The sequence below is a fragment of the Bradyrhizobium sp. USDA 4538 genome (assembly GCF_024171045.1).
Lineage (GTDB): Bacteria > Pseudomonadota > Alphaproteobacteria > Rhizobiales > Xanthobacteraceae > Bradyrhizobium > Bradyrhizobium australafricanum.
In genome coordinates, this window is sequence record NZ_JALJZE010000001.1 from 3,341,121 (window position 1) to 3,363,781 (window position 22,661).

At 64.1% G+C, this 22,661-nt stretch carries 17 protein-coding genes, 1 tRNA gene and 1 pseudogene; 8 read left to right on the plus strand and 11 right to left on the minus strand.

Annotated elements, in window-relative coordinates; all coding sequences use genetic code 11:
- Position 1: 1 nt before the first annotated feature.
- Together J2R78_RS14980 and J2R78_RS45375 are read right to left on the minus strand one after the other, a co-directional pair.
- Positions 2-619 carry a class I SAM-dependent methyltransferase gene (locus J2R78_RS14980; protein WP_253605289.1) on the minus strand — a complete coding sequence of 206 codons (618 nt, stop codon included), beginning with the start codon at positions 617-619 and terminating at the stop codon, positions 2-4.
- A 218-nt stretch (positions 620-837) separates the two neighbouring features.
- Positions 838-1,069 (minus strand): annotated as a pseudogene (locus J2R78_RS45375) (integrase); the annotation flags it as partial.
- Positions 1,070-1,137: 68 nt separating this feature from the next.
- Between J2R78_RS45375 and J2R78_RS14985 the strand changes: the two are divergent.
- Positions 1,138-1,374, plus strand: coding sequence for a zinc-binding dehydrogenase (locus J2R78_RS14985; protein ID WP_375167121.1), 237 nt, complete (start codon positions 1,138-1,140; stop codon positions 1,372-1,374).
- A gap of 358 nt (positions 1,375-1,732) precedes the next feature.
- On the opposite strand, the gene J2R78_RS14990 is transcribed toward J2R78_RS14985, so the two are convergent.
- The 4 genes from J2R78_RS14990 to J2R78_RS15005 all read right to left on the minus strand — a co-directional run bounded on the left by J2R78_RS14990 (position 1,733) and on the right by J2R78_RS15005 (position 6,252).
- Positions 1,733-1,822 (minus strand) — tRNA-Ser (locus J2R78_RS14990).
- Between the two features lie 448 nt (positions 1,823-2,270).
- On the minus strand, positions 2,271-3,722 hold the full coding sequence (locus J2R78_RS14995; protein WP_253605292.1) for a trehalose-6-phosphate synthase: 1,452 nt from the start codon (positions 3,720-3,722) through the stop codon (positions 2,271-2,273).
- A gap of 202 nt (positions 3,723-3,924) precedes the next feature.
- Positions 3,925-4,758, minus strand: a complete 834-nt coding sequence (gene otsB, locus J2R78_RS15000; protein WP_375166737.1) for a trehalose-phosphatase — start codon at positions 4,756-4,758, stop codon at positions 3,925-3,927.
- Positions 4,759-4,761: 3 nt separating this feature from the next.
- The gene (locus J2R78_RS15005) at positions 4,762-6,252 is read right to left on the minus strand and encodes an MFS transporter (protein WP_253605295.1); all 1,491 of its coding nucleotides are present in this window, start codon (positions 6,250-6,252) and stop codon (positions 4,762-4,764) included.
- Positions 6,253-6,436: 184 nt separating this feature from the next.
- Here J2R78_RS15005 and J2R78_RS15010 point away from each other — a divergent pair, with 184 nt between their 5' ends.
- Positions 6,437-6,805, plus strand: a complete 369-nt coding sequence (locus J2R78_RS15010; RefSeq protein WP_253605298.1) for a DUF3175 domain-containing protein — start codon at positions 6,437-6,439, stop codon at positions 6,803-6,805.
- A gap of 167 nt (positions 6,806-6,972) precedes the next feature.
- Here the strand turns inward: J2R78_RS15010 and J2R78_RS15015 are convergent, their stop codons facing one another.
- Positions 6,973-9,006 carry a methyl-accepting chemotaxis protein gene (locus J2R78_RS15015; RefSeq protein WP_057021126.1) on the minus strand — a complete coding sequence of 678 codons (2,034 nt, stop codon included), beginning with the start codon at positions 9,004-9,006 and terminating at the stop codon, positions 6,973-6,975.
- A gap of 465 nt (positions 9,007-9,471) precedes the next feature.
- On the opposite strand from J2R78_RS15015, the gene J2R78_RS15020 reads away from it, so the two are divergent.
- Positions 9,472-10,644, plus strand: coding sequence for an FIST N-terminal domain-containing protein (locus J2R78_RS15020; RefSeq protein ID WP_253605300.1), 1,173 nt, complete (start codon positions 9,472-9,474; stop codon positions 10,642-10,644).
- A complete protein-coding gene (locus tag J2R78_RS15025; RefSeq protein WP_253605302.1) occupies positions 10,641-12,014 on the plus strand; it encodes a hybrid sensor histidine kinase/response regulator in 1,374 nt (457 codons plus the stop codon). Before J2R78_RS15020 ends, J2R78_RS15025 begins: the two co-directional genes overlap by 4 nt.
- A gap of 267 nt (positions 12,015-12,281) precedes the next feature.
- Here J2R78_RS15025 and J2R78_RS15030 read toward each other — a convergent pair whose 3' ends face one another.
- The 4 genes from J2R78_RS15030 to J2R78_RS15045 all read right to left on the minus strand — a co-directional run bounded on the left by J2R78_RS15030 (position 12,282) and on the right by J2R78_RS15045 (position 17,066).
- Positions 12,282-13,022 (minus strand): response regulator transcription factor, encoded by a 741-nt coding sequence (locus J2R78_RS15030; RefSeq protein ID WP_253605304.1) that lies wholly within the window; start codon positions 13,020-13,022, stop codon positions 12,282-12,284.
- Positions 13,023-13,302: 280 nt separating this feature from the next.
- Positions 13,303-13,983, minus strand: coding sequence for a response regulator transcription factor (locus tag J2R78_RS15035; protein WP_057021122.1), 681 nt, complete (start codon positions 13,981-13,983; stop codon positions 13,303-13,305).
- Positions 13,984-14,118: 135 nt separating this feature from the next.
- Positions 14,119-15,324, minus strand: a complete 1,206-nt coding sequence (locus tag J2R78_RS15040) for a c-type cytochrome (RefSeq protein ID WP_309145045.1) — start codon at positions 15,322-15,324, stop codon at positions 14,119-14,121.
- A 26-nt stretch (positions 15,325-15,350) separates the two neighbouring features.
- Complete coding sequence (locus tag J2R78_RS15045; protein ID WP_225643218.1) at positions 15,351-17,066, minus strand: PQQ-dependent dehydrogenase, methanol/ethanol family; 1,716 nt, start codon at positions 17,064-17,066, stop codon at positions 15,351-15,353.
- Positions 17,067-17,470: 404 nt separating this feature from the next.
- On the opposite strand from J2R78_RS15045, the gene J2R78_RS15050 reads away from it, so the two are divergent.
- The 4 genes from J2R78_RS15050 (at position 17,471) to J2R78_RS15065 (ending at position 22,546) form a co-directional block, all read left to right on the plus strand.
- A complete protein-coding gene (locus J2R78_RS15050) occupies positions 17,471-17,956 on the plus strand; it encodes a (2Fe-2S)-binding protein (RefSeq protein ID WP_028335209.1) in 486 nt (161 codons plus the stop codon).
- 90 nt (positions 17,957-18,046) lie between these two features.
- A complete protein-coding gene (locus tag J2R78_RS15055; RefSeq protein ID WP_253605309.1) occupies positions 18,047-20,386 on the plus strand; it encodes a xanthine dehydrogenase family protein molybdopterin-binding subunit in 2,340 nt (779 codons plus the stop codon).
- A 13-nt stretch (positions 20,387-20,399) separates the two neighbouring features.
- Positions 20,400-21,200, plus strand: coding sequence for a xanthine dehydrogenase family protein subunit M (locus J2R78_RS15060; RefSeq protein WP_253605311.1), 801 nt, complete (start codon positions 20,400-20,402; stop codon positions 21,198-21,200).
- Between the two features lie 233 nt (positions 21,201-21,433).
- The gene (locus tag J2R78_RS15065) at positions 21,434-22,546 is read left to right on the plus strand and encodes a CaiB/BaiF CoA-transferase family protein (RefSeq protein ID WP_253605313.1); all 1,113 of its coding nucleotides are present in this window, start codon (positions 21,434-21,436) and stop codon (positions 22,544-22,546) included.
- Positions 22,547-22,661 lie beyond the last annotated feature (115 nt).

Here is a 22,661-nt window from a genome sequence, read left to right on the forward strand (position 1 = left end):
CCTACCGCTTTGTCGCCAGCACAAGAGCAGGTTGGTTCGCACTAACCTCCGCGAGGTGGACATCCATGCCGGCGCGTTCGAGCGCGGCGGATACGTCGGACAGCGCGGGGAATGTGTAGATTTCCGGTGGGAACGACGCGATCGCTTTCGGGTCTGCATTCGTCCGGAACAGCAGTCCGAGACGGCCGCCCGGCTTCAGCACGCGCGCGATCTCGCGCAGCGACTTCTCAATGTCCTTCCAGAAATAGAGCACGTGCACGCACACCGCCTTGTCGAACAAGGCATCAGGGAACGGCAGCGATTCCACGGTCGAAAGGACAACCTCCACACGAGCAACTTCGATGAGCGGCCGGTTTCGTTGCGCCGCGATCTCGACCATCAGTTCGGAGGAGTCCATCCCCACGATGTGCCCCCGAGGAGCCCGTGCGGCGAGTTCCGTCAGGCAGCGGCCATGACCGCATCCTATGTCGAGCACATGATCGCCTAGTTTGATGCCGAGCGCATCCATCGCGCGCAGATTCTCGCGCCAGGTTTCGCGCGCCATGATGAAAGCAACGAGCCGGCCCAAGAGGCCGTGCGCATTACGCGCCTGTTCGGCAATGAACTGAGGACGACGCATCCAGCTTACCATGGCTCGACAATCTGGGTGGCAGGGTGCCTCAAATCCGCAGGACCGGCTCGCCGGAAATGGAACACGTCTCGCCTTTTTTTAAACGCCGCGCCAGATCAATGCGTTGCGGCTAGATCGCCAAGGGCGCGGGTCCGCTCAACAGCGTCGTTCAGCGCCAGGCGCGATTCGCCGAACGCCTGCCTTGCAACGGTGGCTGTGTGCAGCACCTAGGCGGCCAAGCGGCGTTCCTTTTTGTCCGCCTCTCGGTAGTCCCCCGATGCCCTCTTCAGGAAGCGCCAAAGCAGCCTTTCGTGAATCACGATCCGAGGCATAGGCAGTCTGCTTGAACTCGACGCCGTCAAGGGGCCCTCGAATATAGCCCGAGATCGTGTCCGCAGCCATGATGAGCACCGTATCAAGTGTATGGATAAATTTGCTTGTCACCGAACCCTTGGCATGGAGAGGTCGGTACGCTCAACGAATCAATCCGTGCAATCCCTATCGGCGGGACCATCGCGTTCATCGGCGTGCTCACCGGTCCACCGCCAACCGAACTGCGCTTGCCCTTGATGTTACTGCAGCAGCGCCTGCAGGGCGTAACCGTCGGATCTGTGGAAGACCTGCAGGCGATGTGCGACGCGATCGCCATCAACGGAATGAAGCCGATCATCGACAAGACATTCCCGTTCGACCAAGTTGCTCAGGCATTCCGTCACATGGCAAGTGGCGCGCACTTCGGAAAGGTGGCCGTCGCCTTCGGATGATGGAGAAAACTGGGCGCGCGCGCGAACGCGTTGTCCCCTCCTTGCTCCCGGAAGGCGTATGGCCGCACGCAGCGCGAGCAGTGCGGCCGCTGCTCCCTCGCAAAATCCATCCTCCGAACCCACAGCCAAAACCTACGGTTTGAGCGGCGATTAGGGGTACCATCGCGGACTAGCCCAACAGCCCTTATCGCACGACCCATTGTTTTTGCTTTCGATTCGACCAATGAGATAAGGAGGAGAAAGTGTATTGGCGGAAGAAGCCTCCTCCGAACCCACGATCAAAAAGTGCAGTTTGCCGGATGATAGCTCGTTGATTTTGCTACCGATTCGGAAAATCGGATGCTGGGAGACTGTGGCATGGCGGAGAGAGTGGGATTCGAACCCACGGTACGGTTTCCCGCACACACGCTTTCCAAGCGTGCGCCTTAAGCCACTCGGCCATCTCTCCGGGAGGCCCTCTCTTGAAGGGCTGAGGCGGATTTTGCAAGGGAGCGCAGGCCGGGAGCGCGAAATTTCCACAACAGATTGAAAACATTGGGTAAATTGATAGCGACGGCAGCCGCGCGCTGCGGCCTTGCGCGCGGACGCGCGCGATTTTGGCCGGCGGTCGGTCAGGGACCGGCGCAAATCAATGGATGCATCCGATCAGCCCGCCTCTTCGTCCGGAGGCTCGCCGCAGGCGCGGGTCAGGAATCTATTGGGCCGCATCGTTCCTGGAAGAACGGATGCCGGATTCCCGCTTTCGCGAGCCCTGTCGCGAGAACGCGAAGTTATGACCACTAGCCGCGCAACACATTCAGTGTCGTCCCTGCCTAGTGCCCAATTGCGCACTAGGCAGGGACGACAGAACCGCGGATGGGCGAACTAACGCACCCACCCTGCATCGTCATGCTCGCTCAGTGATAGCGCGCGGCAAAATCCGCCGTGCGGCGCGGCCACAGGGTTGGTGGCTCCGGCAGCGCCGCGTTTCCCGCATTGTGCGTATCCTGCAGCGCCTCGATGAAATCGGCGAACCATTGCTGGATGGTGCCGCTGTTGAGCTTCTCCATCATCGCTTCCCAGCGCATCCGCCGCTCGGTCAGCGGCATCGCGAGGGCCGTCGCCAGGGTGCGCGCCATGCCGTCGATATCGTGCGGATTGACCAGCAGCGCGGCGTCGAGCTCGTTCGCCGCTCCGGCGAATTTCGACAGCACCAGCACGCCGGGGTCCGCCGGGTTTTGCGCGGCGACATATTCCTTGGCGACGAGGTTCATGCCGTCCTGCAGCGGCGTCACGACGCCGACCTGCGCGGTGCGGTAAAGGCCTGCGAGCACGCCCTGGCCAAAGCCCTTGTTGAGGTAGCGGATCGGCGTCCAGTCGACCTCGCCATGCACGCCGTTGACGTCGGTGACGAGCTTCGCCACCTCGCTCTGCAGATTGCCGTAGGCTTCGATCGCGCCGCGCGAGGGCGTTGCGATCTGCAGCAGCGACACCGAACGTTTCAGGTTCGGATGCAGCGTCCACATCTTGTCGAACGCCTTGATGCGGTTGACGAGGCCCTTGGAATAGTCAAGCCGGTCGACGCCGATCGCGAGCGTCTCGCCATTGAGGCTGCGCCGCAGCCGCGTCACGTCGGGATGCGTCATCGCCTTGGTCGCCTGCTGCGCGAACTTGCCGGGATCGATGCCGATCGGAAACACCGCGGCGCGGGTGCGGCCGAACGACGAATTGATCACGCCGTCGCGCACCTCGAAGTCGAGATCGTGCTGCACATAGCTCAGGAAGTTCTCGCAGTCCTCATCGGTCTGGAAGCCGATCAGGTCATAGGACAGCATCGCCTCGATCAGCTCGCGATGATTGGGCACGCCCGCGATCACCGCGCGCGCCGGCCATGGCGTGTGCAGGAAGAAGCCGATCGGCTGCGTGACGCCGAGATCGCGCAGCTCGGCGCCGAGTGCGAGGAAATGATAATCTTGGACCCAGAACACGGAATCCGGCTTGCGGAAGCGCAGCAACGCGCGCGCCATGAACGCGTTCACTTCGCGATAGCTCGCGTAGTCCTCGCGAGACGCACGAATCAGATCGGCGCGCGAATGCATCGCGGGCCACAGCGCCGAATTGGCAAAGCCTTCGTAATAGCCGCCATAGTGCGCGGCCGGCAGATCGAGCATCGCCAGCGCGCCCGCCCCGAGCGCTTCGACCTCTGCGAAAGGTTCCTTCAGGTTCCCGTCGCGGACGCGTCCGCTGGAACCAACCCATATTGCCCCTGTCTTTTCCACCACCGGCAACAATGCCGCAGCCAGCCCCCCCGTCATGGGTTCATTGGGTTTTCCGCGCGAGACGCGGTTCGATACGACGACGAGGTTCACCAGGTCCCCTCCTGTTGGTCAACTCGCGTATTAACAACCATTCATCAAGATGGTTCCTGATCAAGGAATCTCCCAATTGAAACCAAATTCTGGCGAACACGCACGGAACTCGCGGGAACTCGCGAAAAGAAAATTACGCGCGAGGTTGACGCCACGACGCAAAAGCACCGTATTCGATTCGGCTGCGATGAATGCGTTTCGGTTAGGACAGGCTAACGTCCCTATCAACGTCGAGCAGATGCGCGAGGAATTCGCGCACATCGCTCGGTCCGTCGAAATGTCCGGCGACGCCGGTTGCGCGACGGCCGACGGAGAACGCTAGACCGTCGAAATCGGGCATGATCGCGAACACGGTCTCGTCGGTGACGTCGTCACCGATGAAGAACGGGCGCCGTCCCTTGAACGGCTCATGCGTCATCAGCTCGAGCACGCCGGTCGCCTTGGTGAAGCCGGAATGCTTGATCTCGCAGACGCTCTTGCCCGGCAGCACCTCGATCGGCGCATTCGGCAACTCCGCGCGGATCAGCGACACCGCTTCATAGATCGCCTTCTCCGCCTGCGGCGCCAGCCGATAGTGCAGCGCCAGTGAATAGCCCTTGTCCTCGAGCAGAATGCCGGGGCTGAGCTTCGCGATCGCGGCAAGACGGCGCTTCAATTCCTTGTCGAGCGGCGGCGCGTGTGCGGCAACCGCCTCGCTGTCCGGCTGCAGCCGCATCTCGGCGCCGTGGCCGCCGATCGCAGGAAACACTTCCGGCGCGAAGATCAGGTCGATGTCATTGAGGGAGCGGCCGCTGACCAGCGCCAGCGCGCCGTGGGTGCGCTCATGCAGCTGCTTCAGCGTGGTCGACAGTTCGGGCGGCACCCAGACCTCGCGCGGCGTCGGCGCGAAATCGAGCAGGGTGCCGTCGATGTCGAGCAGCACCGCGGCCTGGCGGAGCGGCGGAATCAGCGACGCCGGCGTCGGCACGCTGTCCGTCCTGGCGTCAGGGGCGATGTCATCATCCATGGGCATCTCGGCCACGTCATGTTTCGTCATAGTCTACTCCACACATGCCAGTGGTCGCGCGACAGATTCGAGCGATTTCCGCTCGGCCGCGACGGCGTAGCGCCATGCGACCGCTGCGGCGACCATCATGAGCGCCGACCCCAGCAGGTAGCCGGCGAAGACGCTGTTGCGCGATCCGGTGTCGATCAGCACGCCGAACAGCGCCGGTCCAATCACGCCGCCAATGCCGGTGCCGATCGCATAGAAGGCGGCGATCGCGAGCGCGCGGACCTCCAGCGGAAACGTCTCGCTGACGGTAAGATAGGCGGCGCTCGCGGCCGGCGAGGCAAAGAAGAAGATCACCATCCAGGCGATGGTCTGGGTCTGCGCACTGAGCACGCCGATCGAGAACAGATAGCCGGACAGCGCCAGCAGCACGCCCGAGATGCCATAGGTCAGCGCGATCATGGTGCGGCGGCCGAGCGTATCGAACAGGCGGCCGAGCAGCAGCGGCCCGAGGAAGTTTCCGGCGGCGAAGGGGAGGATGTACCAGCCAACATTGCTGGCGGCGACACCGAAGAAGTCGGTCAGGATCAGCGCGAAGGTGAAAAAGATCGCATTGTAGAAGAACGCCTGCGCGGCCATCAGCGTGAGCCCGACCAGCGAGCGCTGCCGGTAGGTGGAGAACAGCGTCACCGCGACCTCACGCAGCGGCGTGTGATCGCGCATCCGCAGCCTGATCTTCTCGAAGTCTGCGCTCGATTGTTCGTGGCCGAGCACGGAGGTCTCGATATCGGCGACGATCTTGTGGGCCCGGTCGGGGTAGCCGTGGATCATCAGCCAGCGCGGGCTTTCCGGAATCCACATCCGCATCAACAGCACGACGAGGCCGAGCACCGCGCCGGTGAAATAGGCGATCCGCCAGCCGTGGTCCGGCGCAAGGAACGCGGGATCGAGCAGGATGATAGCGCTCAGCGCACCGATCGCCGCCCCGATCCAGAAGCTGCCGTTGATGACGAGATCGGTCCAGCCGCGATAGCGGGCCGGCACCAGTTCCTGGATGGTCGAGTTGATCGCGGTGTACTCACCGCCGATGCCGGCACCGGTGAGAAAGCGAAACAGCGCGTAGCTCGCGACATTCCACGACAGCGCGGTCGCGGCGGTCGCCGACAGATAAAGCGCGAGCGTGATGAAGAACAGCTTCTTGCGCCCGATCCGGTCGGTAAGCCAGCCGAAGCCCAGCGCGCCGAGCACGGCGCCGGCGAGATACGCGCTGCTGGCAAGACCGACATCGGCATTGGAGAAGCTCATCGTCGGGCTGTCCTTCAGCGCACCCGACAATGCACCCGCGAGCGTCACTTCCAGCCCGTCGAGGATCCAGGTGATGCCAAGCGCCAGCACGACGCGGGTGTGAAAGCGGCTCCAGCTGAGATTGTCGAGCCGGACCGGAATCGAGGTCTCGATGATGCGGTCATCGTCCGGCGTGACCGGAGCCACGGCCTCTTGCGTCGTCGCGGAACTCAATTGTGTCGGCTGCACTGTCATCAGAATCGACCAATGAGAAAAACCCCGGAACGATCTGTTCCAAGGCTCACTCACCCGGAATTGCGGCAAACGGAGTGCCCGCCACGCGACGTCAACGCCGCAGGCCGGCAAGGGTTCCCGCGATGCGGCATAGGAACCGCGATCGCGGCGAACTGTTCTCGGCTCAAAAGACACGGAGGCATCGATGGCCGCACACAAGAAAGCAACGCGCAAGACGGTAAGGACATCACCGGCACGGTCCACGAGCACGACGCGTCGCAGGCGTGGCGCAAGCAAGAGGACGGCGAAGCGCTGGTCGCAGCGGGTGACCAAGGAGAGCGACGCGCTCGACCTCAAGCACGGTGTGTTCAAGCAGACCAGCGCGAAGAAGATCGCATCATCGCTGAAGCAATCCGCCCAGCACAGCGCGCGCCGCAAGAGCGGCGCCTATCGTTCCGCGCTCTCGATGCTGACCTTCTATATCAACCGCGCCGGCAAGACGTTGCCGAAGATCGAGCGGTCGCGGCTGGAGCGCGCCAAGGTCGAGTTGAAGCACCAGTTCGGGCGGGACTAGTCGCATCATCCCGCCAACCAACAGCGTCGTCCCGGCGCAGGCCGGGACCCATACGCCGTGGCCATCGGAAAGGGCAAGCGGCTAGTTGTTGGTACGCCAACCAGCGGTGGTGGTTATGGGTCCCGGCCTGCGCCGGGACGACGATAATTGATTGGCTGGCGTAAACGTTACGCGGCGCGGATATTGGCCATAAAGCGGTCGAGCTCCTCGCGCAGCCGCGAGCTCTCGACCGACAGCGAACGGGCCGAGTTCAACACCTCCTCGGAGGCAGCTCCGGTCTCGGTGGCGCCGCGATTCACCTGGGTGACGCTGGACGCCGCTTCCTGTGTGCCCTGCGCGACGTTCTGCACGCTGCGCGCGATCTCCTGCGTTGCCGCGCTCTGCTGCTCGACGGAGCTTGCGATGTTGGTCGCGATCCCGGAGATCTGGCCGATGGTGCCGCCGATCTCCTTGATGGCGGCAACCGATTCCTGCGTCGCCGCCTGCATGCCCGAGATGTGGGTGGAGATCTCGTCGGTGGCCCTGGCGGTCTGGCTCGCCAGCGACTTCACCTCGGCGGCGACCACGGCGAAGCCGCGGCCGGCGTCGCCGGCGCGCGCGGCCTCGATGGTGGCGTTCAGCGCCAGCAGATTGGTCTGCTCGGCGATCGCGGTGATCAGCTTGACGACGTCGCCGATCTCCTGCGCAGCGCGCGAGAGCTTGCCGATCCGCGCGTCGGTCTGCTCGGCCTGACGCACGGCGGAATCGGCGATCTGGCTGGATTCCTTGGCGCGACGGCCGATCTCGTCGACGGACGCCGACAGCTCCTCGGTCGCGGAGGCGACCGACTGCATGTTGCTGGAGGCTTCCTCCGAGGCGCCGGCGACCTGGCTCGACAGGTTTTGCGTGGTCTCGGCAGTCCGCGTCAGCGTACCGGCCGCGGATTCGAGCTGCACGGCGGAGGCCGACACGTTGGAGACGATCGAGCCGACGGCGGATTCGAATTCGTCGGCAAAACGAATCAGCTCGTTGCGCCGCGCGGTCGCACTCGCCTTGTTCTGCGCTTCCTGGGTCGCGGCATCGCGTTCGGCCTTGGCGATCGCCTGGACCTTGAATTCCTCCACGGCGCCGGCCATCTCGCCGAGTTCGTCGCGGCGGCCGAGGCCCGGCAGCACGACGTCGAAATTGCCCGCCGCGAGCTCGCGCATCGCCGCACACATCGCCGCGATCGGTCGCGAAATACCCTTGCCCAGCAGGAACGCCCAGACCAGCCCGAGCACGAAGCTGCCGGCGGCGAGCATCAGGATCAGCTGCTCGGTCTCGCCGATCATGGTGTGCGATTCGTTTTCAAGTCGCTTCTGGTCGGCGAGCAGATCGGACTTCATCGCCGCCGCGCCCTGGCTGATAGCGGCCGCGGACTCCGTCATCTCGACGGTCAGTTCGTCGATCGACTTCGCGTTCGCGATCAGCTTGGCGAGCGCCTCGCGGTACTCTTCGAGCAGCGCGGTGATGTCCTTCACGCTCTGGGTGATCCGCTCGTTATTCGAGGTGATCGCCTTCACGAGATTGTCGGCGAATTTCAGCCGGGCGAGCGCGCTCGAAGCGACCGTCTTGTCGCCGTTGACGACGAAGGTATTGACGGCCCCGGTGATCGACTGGAGCTGGTCGGCCACCTTCTTGGCGCCGAACTGGATCGACTGCAGCTCGGAATCATCGGCGTTGCTCGGGAGATCGTCGAGCTTGTAGCGCATCGAGGTCGCGCTGCGGGTCAGCTTGTTCTGCGCGGTCTGTGCGCTGTCGTTCTTGATGCGGACGATCTCGGCGAAGATCTTGGTGAAGGCGCGGAATTCGCGCTCCAGCTTGGTGATCTGCTCGAGCCGGGCCGGGTTGGTGGTGCCCTTCATCGACGCCATGATGGCATCCTTCAGGCTGCCCTCGGCGGCGAGCGCGGCCTTGGCGTCGTCCTCCTTGCCGGTCGCAACGAAGTAGCGCGCCAGCGAACGGTAGGAGATCAATTCGCGATCGATGTTGCGGGCCAGATCGGCTTCCGCGACGCTCTGGCGATAGGAGCCGACGCCGGCGGAGACCCGCTCGAAGCCCATATAGGCAAAGCCCATGGTGGCTGCCGAAAGCGCCAGCGTGACGGCAAAGCCGAGCATGATCTTGGCGCGAAATCTGAGGGTTGGGATCCTGATCGACAACGATCGCTTCAGCCCCGGCATTCCAACCCCCGTCTTCATTCTGAAAACCACGCGGGGTCCGGCAGCAACCCGCCCCAGACCCCGGAGCGCAAAACTAAGGCAGAATCGATAAGGCCCGGTAAATGGGCAGCGGCCGCCGGGCCCGGCGCGATACTACCTTGGTCGGGCTAGGCGGGTGGGTAAGGTGATTGACGCGGGGGTCCGGCCCGATAGTTTAGAACCGATCAAACCTGTCCCTGCCCGGGCCAGGAGAACACACATCGGGAGGTGTCCCATGTCATCGCGTCGACCGGCGCCATTGGCGCTTGCGGCGAGCGTAGCTGCCGGCGCAATAGCCCGGCCAATGGCATTTCCCCTCACGACCTGAAAGACACGGGCAAGCCGGAACGCGAGCCATCGCGCCATTGTCCGGATGCCCTCACGACCCGCGCGGGTTCAACCGCCCGCGCCAAGAAAAGCAAAAGATTCTGGTCAGGGAGAGCGCCTTTGGCGAAGCAGAACGGTGGCACCGCCGACAGTATTGTCGTGGTGCAGGCAAAGACCGACGGGCCGCGGGAAGCAGCCGACGAGATCGCGCGCCAATTGACGGCGGCTGATCTCGCGATGCTCGTGGTGTTCGTGTCGCCGGTCTACGAGCCGCAGACATTCATTGCCGAACTGTCCAGCCGGATGCCCGACGTACCGATCTTCGGCTGCACCACGGCCGGCGAATTGTCGCCCGGCGGTTGGGACGAGGACAGCGTCGTCGCGATGGGCTTCAACGCGGCCGATTTCGTCATCGCGGCCCGGCCGCTGTTCGACCTTTCGACATTTCGGGTCGATCACGGCCGCTCGATCTGCACCGAATTGCAGAACGAATTCGCGCAACGCACCGAGCATTGCGATCACACCCATGATTCCTTCGGGCTGCTCTTCATCGACGGCATGTGCCAGCGTGAGGAGACCATCATGTCGGCGATCTATGCGTCGCTCGGCGACATCCCGGTGGTCGGCGGCTCCGCCGGCGACGGTCTGCGCTTCGAGAAATCGTGGGTCTTCCATGGCGGCGAGGCCTTTACCGATGCCGCCGTCCTGATCCTGATCCGGACCCGGCTGCCGTTCCGCCTGTTCAAGTGCGATCACTTCGAACCGACCTCGACCAAGATGGTGGTGACCGAGGCCGACATCGAGCACCGCATCGTCAAGGAATTGAATGCCGAGCCGGCGGCGCTGGAATATTCCCGCGCCGTCGGCCTCAGCGACAGCAAGCTCGAATTGTTCTCGTTCGCCGCGCATCCCGTGCTGGTTCGCGTCGGCGGCGCCTATTACGCGCGGTCGATCCAGCGCACCAACCCGGACGGATCGCTGCAATTCTTCTGCGCCATCGACGAGGGCATGGTGCTGACGGTGGCGCGCGAGCGCGACCCGATCGACGTGACGAGCCGCCTGCTCAAGGAGCTGACCGAGGATCTCGGCGAGGTCTCGATGTTCATCGGCTTCGAATGCGTGCTGCGCCGGCTCGACGTCGAGCAGCGCCAGCTGTCGCGGGAGATGTCGGAGCTCTATCGCCGCAACAAAGTGATTGGCTTTCAGACCTATGGCGAGCAGTATCGCTCCATGCATGTCAACCAGACGCTGACCGGCATCGCCATCGGCAAGCGGGCACTCGCGCCGCAATGACGGATACCAAGACCACGCGAATTGCGGCGCTCGAACGCGAGGCCGAGAAGCTGCGCAAGATCAACGCGGCGCTGATGTCGCGCGTCGAGCGCTCGACCGATCAGCAGCTCAACGCCTTCTCGCTGTTCGAGACCGCGATCGCGCTGGATCAGCAGGTGCGCGACCGCACCCAGCAGCTCAAGCAGGCGCTGCAATCGCTGGAGAAAACCAATGGTCGCCTGCTGCAGGCCAAGCAGCAGGCCGAAGCGGCGAGCTCGCTGAAATCATCCGTGCTGGTCTCGGTCACCCACGATCTGTTGCAGCCGCTGAATGCGGCGCGGCTGACGCTGTCCGCGCTGACCGAGATGGCAACCGAGTCCAAGAGCGTCGCGCTGACCGATCAGATCGACCGTTCGCTGGCGACGCTCGAGGACATGCTGCGGACGCTGCTCGACATCTCCAAGCTCGATGCGGGCGTGCTCAGGCCCGAATTCGGACCGGTCGCGATCGCCTCGCTGTTCGAGCCGCTGGAGCAGGAATTTGTCGCGACCGCCGCCAAGCGCAATCTCGGTTTCCGGATCATGCCGTCGTCCGCGGTCGTTCGCTCCGATCCGCTGATGCTGCGACGGATTCTGCAAAACCTCGTCGCCAATGCGCTGCGCTACACCCAGCGCGGCAGCGTGCTGATGGGATGCCGTGCCAGGGGCGATGACATCTGCATCGAGGTGCACGACACCGGGCCGGGCATTCCGGAAGCGCAGCGCGAAGCCATCTTCGTCGAGTTTCAGCGCGGCGAAACCAGCGCCGGCGACAAGGCCGGCATCGGGCTTGGTCTTTCGATCGTGCGCCGGTTTGCCGACTTGCTCGGACATGACATCAGGCTGAGCTCGCGCGCCGGCAAGGGCTCGGTGTTCTCGGTCACCGTGCCCCGCAGCCAGGATCCGGTTGCGATCCCGGTGCGCGAACAGGCCAGCGTCGACTATCGCTATGGCGGCATGGAGGGCGCCAAGATCCTGCTGATCGAGAACGACCTCTCGAGCGCCGAGGGGCTCGCCCATTTGCTGGAGAAATGGGGCTGCGACGTCGCGGTGACGATCTCCAAGACCGAGGCGCTCGAGCGCATCCACGCGCTCGACGGCATTCCCGACGCCATCATCGCCGATCTGCATCTCGACAATGGCGAGACTGGCATTCAGGCCGTCGATGTCATCCGCGGCGCGATCAACGCCAAGGTGCCGGCGATCATCGTGACCGCCGACTACTCGGCCAAGGCCGCCTCCGACGTATCGGCCTTCGGCCATGAGCTGTTGAAGAAGCCGATCAAGCCCGCCGAGATGCGCTCGCTGCTGTCGTTCCTGCTGGCGGCGGAGCAGTCGGGTGCGCGGTTATGAGCAGAGCGTTTTCGAGCGAAGTGGATACCGGTTCGCATGAAGAAAACGCGTCAAGACAAAAACCTGGAGCCTTTCCCGTTGCGATTCCATCGAAACGGGAAAGGCTCTAGTGTCCCGGATCCGAAGTTCGCATCATTTGCCGCACCTTCGGAGCGAACTTCGGATTCGATAAGGACACTAGCAAACTTATGATTCTAGTGTGCATTATGAATGCGAAGTTCGTGAACGTGGCTGCCGCGAAATCGCACGAACTTCGCATTCAGCACACTAGGCGCCATGCGACGACGGCGAGGCCGTCACCGGCGCGTGGTCGTGCTTGCCGAAGTCCAGCTTCGACAGCGCGATGATGGCCTCGGTGCGGCTGCGCACGCCGAGCTTGCGCAGGATCTCCGAGACATGCACCTTCACGGTGGTGACCGAGATATCGAGCTCATAGGCGATGTGCTTGTTCTGCAGGCCGCGGCAGATCATGTCGAGCACGCGAAGCTGCTGCGCGGTGAACTGGCCGAGCTGCTGCACCAGCTCGCGCGTCTCGGCCTGGGCCTTCCGCGCGGCGGCGGTATCGCGAAAGCGCGGCGGCAGGCACACCGCGCCTTCGAGAATGCCGCGCAACAGCCGCGCCAGCTCGAGCTTCGGCGTCGACTTCGGGATGTAGCCGGAAATCCCGAGCGAGATCGCGCCGCCGACGATCCGGGGATCGTCGTGCGCCGACACGATCACCAGCGCGCTGCGCGGCGCGGCGGCACGCACCCGGTAGGCGCCGAGCAGGCCCGTGGTGCCGGGCATCGACAGATCGAGCAGGATCAGATCGAGGCCGTCGCGCGCCGCGATCACATCCAGCGCACCGTCGATCGACGTCGCCTGCAGCACCTCGGCATCGGGAAACTCGGCCCCGATCACGCCGATCAGGGCGGCACGGAACAGCGGGTGATCCTCGACGATCAGCAGTCGAGGCGTACCCGCCTTGCCGAGCGGCGGCTCGTCCGCCAGGGGCGCGGTCGTGGTCAATGCTGCGCCGTCCTCCCTCGGATGCTCATAACAGCCATTGTGCGCACGACGTTATCTCAAAGCCGGATGGCAGCCTATAGGCAGGATTTCCAATGCGCCCGCCTCGCAGTGCAGCACGGCTAGTGTCCCGAATCCGAAGTTCGCATCATTTGCCGCACCTTCGGAGCGAACTTCGGATTCGATAAGGACACTAGCAAACTTATGATTCTAGTGTGCTTTATCAATGCGAAGTTCGTGAAAGTGGCTGCCGCGAAATCGCACGAACTTCGCATTCAGCACACTAGGGCGCCTTCTCCGGCTTTGCGCCCGAACAGGCCTCCGGGACCGGAAGCGGAATCTTGCCGAGCTCGATGATCGCCTTGTTGCGGCTGAACAGCTTCAGCTTGCGCAGGATCTCGGTGACATGCGCCTTCACGGTGGATTCCGCGAGCTTGAGCTCGGCGGCGATCTCGCGGTTCTGCAGGCCGCGGATGATCAGATGGAGCACGCGGATCTGCTGCGGCGTCAACTTCTGAATGCGTTCGCGCAGCGTCCGCGCCGTCTCGGACTGTTCCAGCGCACCGACCGCGACGAAATCCCGCGGCGCGGAGACCGACCCGCTCAGCACACGCGCGATCGCCTGCGAGAGCTCGCCGAGCGAGGTCGACTTCGGCAGATAGCCGACCGCACCCATCTCGAGCGCCTCGCGGATGGTGTGCTTGTCCTCCTCGCTCGAGACGATGGCGATCGGCAGCCGCGGATAGCGATCCCTGATCTTCTGGAAGCCGGAGAAGCCGACCACGTCGGGCAGCAGCAGATCGAGCAGCGCCAGGTCGATATTCGGCTCGCTGGCGAGGATGCCAAGGGCCCCCTTGATCGAGGTGGCCTCATAGATCCGGGCATCGGGATGCGAGATGCGGATGGCGTTGCCAAGCGCCTCCCCGAACAGGGGGTGATCGTCGATGATCAGGAACCCCATCATGAGGACCCTCGCACTGCCCAAGCCTCCGTTCCGATTGGATCGGAACGGGGCTCTCGATTCATGTTCTGACGCGTTTTCTTCACGCGAACCGGTATCCACTTCGCTCGAAAACGCTCCTCTTGCGGACCGCAGCTTCTAGTTCGATCCGCCAGTATCCTGCACGCTCTGCAGATAGACATATACGTTTCTGAGCTCGTCGTCGCTGAAGACGTCCTTCCAGGCCGGCATGCCCTTGGCCGGCCGCCCGTCATGGACCGTCTTCCAGAATGTCGATTCCATGTCGTCAGCATAGCGCTTCTTGAGCAGCCTGAGATCGATCTTTCGCTCGGCTTGCACCGCGTCCGGGCCGTGGCAATGCGCGCAGGTTCCGTTGAAGACCTCCCGCCCGGCGGTGGCATCCCCCTTGGCGTCGCCGGCGGTCGCGGCGGTCTGAACCGGTTTCTCGGCCGCCGCGGCCGCCTGCCCGACCGTGACGGGCTCGCTGGCGCCGACGGACGACGTCGTCGCGCGGTCGGCCTCGCCGAACTTCACCGGTGCGCTGTTCGGCACGCCATATTTGGCAAACAGGGCGGCAATCTCCCCCTGCAGCCCCGGCAGCACGCCGTCGACTTCATCGCGCAGCGCGCCGGACGCCTTGGCGAAACCGATCGCGGTCGCCCAGAGCAGGCCGTCGCCCTCGGTCGACACGATCTGATATTTGTCGCCGTAGCTGGTCTTGTTGAGCCAACCCGCCACCGGCGCCCAGATGAAGGCGATGTCGACCTTGCCCTGTGCGAGCGCCGCCATACCCTCCTCCGGGCTGAGCACGGTGACCTTCCGGATGTCGTCGCGCAGCGCGAGCAGGTTCTGCGGCGTCGATTGATACTGCACCGCAACCCGCAATCCCCTGAGGTCGTCGAGGCCGGCAAGCTTGCGGTCCTTGCTGCCGACCAGCGCATAGCCCTCATGGGCGATCGGCTTCGAGAAGATCACCGCCGGGCCCATGAAATCGTCGATCAGCGGCAGGCCGACCATGGCGTCGCACTGTTTGCTGAGCAACGTCTCCCGCACCGTGCGCTTGCCGAAATAGGACTTGTACCAATTGGTGCTCACCGTGCGGCCGAGCTTCTGCGCCACCGCCTGGCCGATCTCGAGATAAAGGCCGGGCTTGCCCGGGTCGTCGCTCGAGAAAGGCAGGTTGCTCGGATCGGCGCAGAGCCGCAGCGGCGGCTTTGTCTCGTCGGCGCCGGCCGCCAGGGCCGGCACCATGAGCAGGGCGGAGAGCAGCACGGTCCGGATTGCATGTTCCAACCGCGTGTTGCGCGAGGGGGTGCGCAGTTCGTTTCGGGCGATGCAAGACACGGGCAATGCTGCCTCCTTGACGATCGTTACTGCAGGGCGAACACGAACAGCGAGCCGCCTTCGGGCGCCGCGGCGACCATCTTCTTGCCGATGTCACCGAGGAAGGCCGGCAGCGCCGCGGTGCGTCCGACCACGATCGCGACATACTGCTTGCCGTCGACCGAATAGGTCACTGGACCTGCACCGATGCCGCTGCCGAGGTTCTTGCTCCACAGCACCTTGCCGTTCTTGGCATCGATGGCGCGGAAGTCGCCATGCAGGTTGCCGGAGAACACCAAATTGCCGCCGGTCGTCAGCGTGCCGCCGTTGAAGGGCAGGTCTTCCTTGATGCTCCACACCTTCTTGTTGGCGATCGGATCCCAGGCCACGAGCTCGCCGAGGAAGCCGCCGGGGCCCGGCTTGGTCGGGAATTCGGCGCCAAGATAGAACACGCCGCGCTTGTAGTTCACGTCAGAGACCGACCAGTCCATGCAGACATTGTTGCTCGGGATGTAGACGAGGCCGGTCTGCGGGTTGAACGACATCGGCTGCCAGTTCTTGCCGCCGATCAGGTTCGGGCAGATGTCCTTGGCGGGATGGCCCGGGCCCGGACGCTTGTCCGGATCCTCTTCCGCCCGCATCGTGTTGACGTCCCACTTCTTGGCCCAGTTGGCGAAGACGTATTTCTCCGCGGAGATCACCTTGCCGGTCTCGCGGTTGGCCACGAAGAAGAAGCCGTTGCGGTCCGCCTTCATCAGCACGGGCGTCTCGGTGCCCTTGATCTTGAGGTCGGCGAGCAGCAGCTCGTTGACGCCGTCATAGTCCCAGGCATCGGCCGGCGTGCCCTGGATATGCCACTTGATCTTGCCGGTGTTGGGATCGATCGCCAGCGTCGAGGCCGTGTAGAGGTTGGTCAGCTTGCCGAAATTGCCGTCGCCGGTGGAGCGCACCGCGGTATTCCACGGCCCCGGATTGCTGGTACCCCAGTAGACCGTGTCGGACTTGGCATCGTAGGAGCCGACCAGCCAGGCGGCGCCGCCGCCGTGCAGCCCGGTGTCGCCCTTCCAGGTGTCGCTGCCGGGTTCGCCCGGCGCCGGCACCGTGTAGGTCTGCCAGAGCAGCTTGCCGTCCTTGAGCGAGAACGCCTGCAACGCGCCGCGGACGCCGTATTCGCCGCCGCCGAAACCGGTGATGACCTTGTCGCGGACGACGAGCGGCGGCGAGGTGATGACCGAGCCCTGCTTGTAGTCGACGACCGTCGAGGTCCAGAGCTCCTTGCCGGTCTCGGCGTCGAGCGCGGTCAGCTTGCCGTCGAGCCGGCCGACGAAGATCTTGCCGTCGGCATAGGACACGCCGCGATTGTTGACGTCGCAGCAGGCGTATTGGAGCACGTCATCCGGAATGTCGGGCTGCCAGGTCCATTTGCGGGCGCCGGTCGCGGCATCGATCGCATAGACGTATTTCGGGCCCCACGAGGTCGACACATACAGGTTCTTGCCGATCACAACCGGCGACGACTCGTTGGAGCGGAGCGAAGCCAGCGACAGCGAATAGACCAGCTGCAGCTTGCCGGCATTCTCGGAGTTGATCTGCTTCAACGGGCTGAAGCGCGTATTGCCGTAATCGTGGCCGGCGATTGCCCATCCGTTGGGATCGGACGCCGCCTTCACGACGGAATCATTAGCTTTCGACGCACCAATGCCTGCCAGCACCATGGCGACCAGCGACACGCCGGCAAAGAAAATCCCGCTCCTCAGCTTCATTGGCTTCCTCCAATATGGTTTCGTTGCCGCGATGGGTGCATCGCGCGCGCGTCTCTCGACCCAATTTCGTGAACCAGCGATCTTCCGTCGCTGCGTCGGCGATGAAAATGACAGCAACGCTTTTGCGTCGTTATAGGCGGAAGGTAGTAGCGATCGCGGCGACGATTTTGGCGTGCGGCGAGCACCGTCAGTTTGCCGAAAACCGCTTGCGCTGCCGGGCAATTTCGTCGCGCCGGAGCACGCCGCCGGCTGCTTGCAAATTGCCCATTGAACGGCCGCCTGCTAGGATCGCAGGCACTGCCCGGCGCCTTCATGACAGGGCCGCGACTACGACTTTGATCGCGGTTACGACCCACATGAAGCGTGGTCTACTGGGCCCATAACGAAGCTATTGGGAGAAACGCGTGTCTACAGTCAAACTGACGGTAAACGGCAAGGCGGTCTCGGTCGACGTTGAGGACCGAACCCTCCTCGTGCACCTCTTGCGCGAAAACCTGAACCTCACCGGCACCCATGTCGGCTGCGATACCAGCCAGTGCGGCGCCTGCGTCGTCCATGTCGATGGACGGGCGGTCAAATCCTGCACCATGCTGGCCGGCCAGGCCGCGGGCTGCAACGTCACCACGATCGAAGGCCTCGCCAAGGGCGACGAGCTGCACCCGATGCAGGCGGCGTTCCGCGACAATCACGGCCTGCAGTGCGGCTATTGCACCCCCGGCATGATCATGTCCGCTGTCGACATCGTGCACCGCCATGGTGGCAAGCTCGATGAGGAAACGGTTCGCCACGAGCTCGAGGGCAATATCTGCCGCTGCACCGGCTACCACAACATCGTCAAGGCGGTGCTCGACGCAGCCGGCCGCATGAAGGTTGCGCAGGCCGCCGAATAGCGCGCCACGCACCGCACACGATCAAGCTCACCACCGCCGGTCTCGATGGAAACGGCGGCAAATCGAATCTCCGGTCGGGAGGACTAGACAATGGGTGTTGAAGGAATTGGCGCACGTGTCGTGCGCAAGGAAGATCGCCGGTTCATCACCGGACAAGGACGTTACGTCGACGACGTCAAAATGGTCGGCATGAGCTACGCTCACTTCATCCGCAGCCCGCATGCCCATGCCAAGGTCAAGGGCATCGATTCCGCCGAGGCCATGAAGATGCCCGGCGTGATCGCGGTGCTGACCGGACAGCAGATCGTCGACGACAAGGTCGGCAATTTGATCTGCGGCTGGGCCATCACCTCGAAGGACGGCTCACCGATGAAAATGGGCGCGTGGCCGGCTATGGCGCCGGAGACCGTGCGCTTTGTCGGGCAGGCGGTCGCGGTCGTGATCGCCGAGACCAAGAACCAGGCCAGGGACGCCGCCGAAGCGGTCGTCGTCGATTACGAAGAACTTCCCGCGGTGCCTGACATCAAGGCCGCGATCAAGCCGGGCGCCGCGCAGCTTCATCCCGAAGCTCCCGGCAACATCGTATATGACTGGCATCTCGGCGACGAAGCCGCGGTCAAGGATGCCTTCGGCAAGGCGGCCAATGTGGTGACGCTCGACCTCACCAATAACCGCCTGGTGCCGAACGCGATGGAGCCGCGCGCGGCGATCGCGCATTACGACCAGGCCGAAGAGCACTACACGCTCTACACGACGTCGCAGAATCCGCACGTCGCCCGCCTCGTGCTGTCGGCGTTCTACAACATCGCGCCCGAGCACAAGCTGCGCGTGATCGCGCCCGACGTCGGCGGCGGCTTCGGCTCCAAGATCTACATCTATCCCGAAGAGATGGTGGCTCTGTGGGCCTCGAAGAAGGTGGGCCGCCCGGTGAAGTGGACCGGCGACCGTTCGGAAGCCTTCCTCACCGACGCGCATGGCCGCGACCATGTCTCGAAGGCGGAGTTGGCGTTCGACAAGGACAACAAGATCCTTGGTCTGCGGGTAAAGACCCACGCCAATTTCGGCGCCTATATGTCGCTGTTCTCCTCGGCCGTCCCGACCTATCTCTACGCGACGCTGCTGTCGGGCCAGTACGTGATTCCGGCGATCTATGCCGAGGTGATCGGCGTCTACACCAACACCACGCCGGTCGACGCCTACCGCGGCGCCGGCCGCCCCGAGGCCAGTTTTCTGATCGAGCGCATGATGGAGACGGCGGCGCGGCAGTTGAAGGTCGATCCGACCGAGCTGCGCAAGAAGAACTTCATCACCCAGTTCCCGTATCAGACGCCTGTAATCATGGCGTATGATATCGGTGACTTCCACGCTTCGATCGATGCCGCGATGAAGGCGATCGACTATGCCGGCTTCCCGGCCCGCAAGGCCAAGGCCAAAGCCGACGGCAAGCTGCGCGGCATCGGCATCTCCTGCTACATCGAGGCCTGCGGCATCGCGCCGTCGAAGGCGGTCGGCAGTCTCGGCGCCGGCGTTGGCCTGTGGGAATCGGCGGAGATCCGCGTCAACCCGGTCGGCACCATCGAGGTGCTCACCGGTTCGCACAGCCACGGCCAGGGTCACGAAACGACGTTCTGCCAGATCATCGCGGAGCGGCTCGGCGTGCCGATCAGCCAGGTCTCGATCGTCCATGGCGACACCGACAAGGTGCAGTTCGGCATGGGTACCTACGGCTCGCGCTCGCTCGCGGTCGGCGGTACGGCGATCGTGAAGGCGATGGAGAAGGTCGAGGCCAAGGCCAAGAAGATCGCGGCGCATGCGCTCGAGGCGTCCGAGAGCGACATCGTGATCGAGAACGGCGAGTTCAAGGTCACCGGCACCGACAAGTCGATCGCGCTGCCGATGGTCGCGCTCGCCGCCTACACCGCGCATAATTTGCCTGACGGCATGGAGCCCGGCCTGAAGGAGACGGCGTTCTACGACCCGACCAACTTCACCTTCCCGGCCGGTGCCTATATCTGCGAACTCGAGGTCGATCCCGGCACCGGCAAGACCTCCTTCGTCGACTTCGTGGCGGCCGACGACTTCGGCCGGCTGATCAACCCGATGATCGTCGAAGGCCAGGTCCACGGCGGCCTTGCGCAGGGCATCGGCCAGGCACTGCTCGAAGGTGTGGTCTATGACGGCACCGGTCAGCTCATGACCGCGTCCTTCATGGACTACACCATGCCGCGGGCCGACGACCTGCCCTCGTTCCAGCTCTCCCACACCACGACGCTGTGTCCGGGCAACCCGCTCGGCGTCAAGGGCTGCGGCGAAGCCGGCGCGATCGGCGCCTCGGCTGCCGTGATCAATGCGATCACGGACGCGATCGGCAACAACAAGCTGGAAATGCCGGCGACGCCCGATCGCGTCTGGCACGCCATTCACGGTTGAGGGAGGAAGAGCCATGTACGAGACAAATTATCACCGCGCTTCCTCGGTCGCTGACGCCGCCGCAACCTTCGCCAAAGGCGCGGAATCAAAATTCCTCGCCGGCGGACAGACCCTGCTGCCCGTGATGAAGCAGCGTCTTGCCGCGCCTTCCGACGTGATCGACCTCTCCAAGGTGCAGGAGATGATCGGCATCGAGGTGTCGGGCGACACGGTCACCATCAAGGCCGCGACTCCGCATTACGATGTGGCGCAAAGCGACGCGGTGCAGAAGGCGATCCCGGCGCTCGCCAATCTGGCGTCGATGATCGGCGATCCCGCCGTGCGCTATCGCGGCACGATCGGCGGCTCGCTCGCCAACAACGACCCGGCGGCGGATTATCCGGCGGCGGTGCTGGCGCTCGGCGCGACGGTCAAGACCAACAAGCGGTCGATCGCGGCGGATGATTTCTTCAAGGGCCTGTTCACGACGGCGCTCGAGGATGGCGAGATCATCACCGCGGTGTCGTTCCCGATCCCGGCCAAGGCGGGCTACGCGAAATTCCCGAACCCCGCCTCGCGCTTCGCACTGACCGGCGTGTTCGTCGCCAAGACCAAGTCGGGCGACGTCCGCGCCACCGCCACCGGTGCGTCGCAAAGCGGCGTCATGCGGGTCGCGCCGATCGAGCAGGCGCTGAAGGCGAACTGGGCGGCCTCGGCGCTCGACAGCGTCAATATCCCGGCGAGCGGCCTGCTCGCCGACATCCACGGCTCGGCGGATTACCGCGCCAACCTCGTGAAGGTGATGGGACAGCGGGCGGTGACGACCGCGGGCTGATAGCGCCTAAACACAAGTCTGCAACGGCGCGCAGCGATGCGCGCCGTTCGCGTTTTACCGGCGGCACAGGACAAAAGGTGCTTGCCACATCCCCCATTAGGCGAGACAATTTAGCTAATCAGCTAATTAAAAATACCGTCCCACGGACGGCTGGGAGAACGCATGAAGTTCGGCAACCAAGCCAGCCGTGACATCTCAGCCGCCCAGCGCCCCGCAACCAACGGAAGAACAACGTGCTCGATAAACCCGCCTCCCAGACCGCCGCTCGCACCTCGGGCCCGCTCGCCGGCTTCCGCATCGTCGAATTCGCCGGCATCGGCCCCGGCCCGTTCGCCTGCATGCTGCTCGCCGACATGGGCGCCGAGGTCATCACGCTCGATCGGGTCGGCGCCGGCAAGAATCTGAAGGCGGTCGCAACCCGCGGCCGCAAGGTCATCGAGCTCGACCTCAAGAACAAGGTGGCGGTTGCTGAAGCGCTCGACCTGCTCGGCCATGCCGACGCGCTGATCGAGGGCTTTCGTCCCGGCGTGATGGAGCGCCTCGGCCTCGGCCCCGATGTCGTGCTCGCGCGCAATCCAAAACTGGTCTATGGCCGCATGACCGGCTGGGGCCAGGAAGGCCCGCTGGCCAATGCCGCCGGCCATGACATCAACTACATCTCGATCACGGGTGCGCTGGCTGCGATCGGCACCAAGGAGAAGCCGGTGCCGCCGCTCAACCTGGTCGGCGATTTCGGCGGCGGCGCGCTCTACCTCGTGGTCGGCGTGCTCGCAGCGCTGCTGGAAGCGCAGAAGTCCGGCAAGGGCCAGGTGGTCGATACCGCGATGTGCGACGGCGCGGCCTCGCTGATGTCGATGTTCTACGACATGGCCGCGCAGGGCCGCTGGAGCGGCGGTCGCGACCAGAATTTCCTCGACGGCGGCGCGCATTTCTATGGCGTCTACGAATGCTCCTGCGGCAACTTCATCTCGATCGGCTCGATCGAGCCGCAGTTCTACGCGCTGCTGCGTAAGCACGCCGACCTGACCGACGCCGACTTCGACGCGCAGATGGATCGCAAGGCCTGGCCGGCGCTGAAGGAGAAGCTGACCCGGGTGTTCAAGAGCAAGTCGCGCGCGGACTGGTGCAACATCATGGAAGGCACCGACATCTGCTTCGCGCCGATCCTGACCATGGAGGAAGCGCCGAAGCATCCGCACATGGCGGCCCGCCAGGTGTTCGTCGAACGCCACGGCGTCACCCAGCCCGCCCCCGCGCCGCGTTTCTCGCGCACGCCGTCGACAATCCGCGAGCCGGAGCTGGCGAATATCGGGGATGTGACCAGCGCGTGGAAGGCGGGGAAGTAATTCACCGTCGTCCCGGCGAAGGCCGGGACCCATTACCCCAAATGCCGGCTATTGTGCGACGTTGGGGCCGCTATCCCTTCTACAACTAGACTCGGTGGTTATGGGTCCCGGCCTT

What these genes read in the sequence shown, in the direction of transcription:
- J2R78_RS14980 (WP_253605289.1), bottom strand. Translation starts at nt 619, where the DNA reads ATGCGTCGTCCTCAGTTCATTGCCGAACAGGCGCGTAATGCGCACGGC.
- otsB (WP_375166737.1), bottom strand. Translation starts at nt 4,758, where the DNA reads ATGACGAAACATGACGTGGCCGAGATGCCCATGGATGATGACATCGCC.
- J2R78_RS15005 (WP_253605295.1), bottom strand. Translation starts at nt 6,252, where the DNA reads ATGACAGTGCAGCCGACACAATTGAGTTCCGCGACGACGCAAGAGGCC.
- J2R78_RS15010 (WP_253605298.1), top strand. Translation starts at nt 6,437, where the DNA reads ATGGCCGCACACAAGAAAGCAACGCGCAAGACGGTAAGGACATCACCG.
- J2R78_RS15015 (WP_057021126.1), bottom strand. Translation starts at nt 9,006, where the DNA reads ATGCCGGGGCTGAAGCGATCGTTGTCGATCAGGATCCCAACCCTCAGA.
- J2R78_RS15025 (WP_253605302.1), top strand. Translation starts at nt 10,641, where the DNA reads ATGACGGATACCAAGACCACGCGAATTGCGGCGCTCGAACGCGAGGCC.
- J2R78_RS15035 (WP_057021122.1), bottom strand. Translation starts at nt 13,983, where the DNA reads ATGATGGGGTTCCTGATCATCGACGATCACCCCCTGTTCGGGGAGGCG.
- J2R78_RS15045 (WP_225643218.1), bottom strand. Translation starts at nt 17,066, where the DNA reads ATGAAGCTGAGGAGCGGGATTTTCTTTGCCGGCGTGTCGCTGGTCGCC.
- J2R78_RS15055 (WP_253605309.1), top strand. Translation starts at nt 18,047, where the DNA reads ATGGGTGTTGAAGGAATTGGCGCACGTGTCGTGCGCAAGGAAGATCGC.
- J2R78_RS15060 (WP_253605311.1), top strand. Translation starts at nt 20,400, where the DNA reads ATGTACGAGACAAATTATCACCGCGCTTCCTCGGTCGCTGACGCCGCC.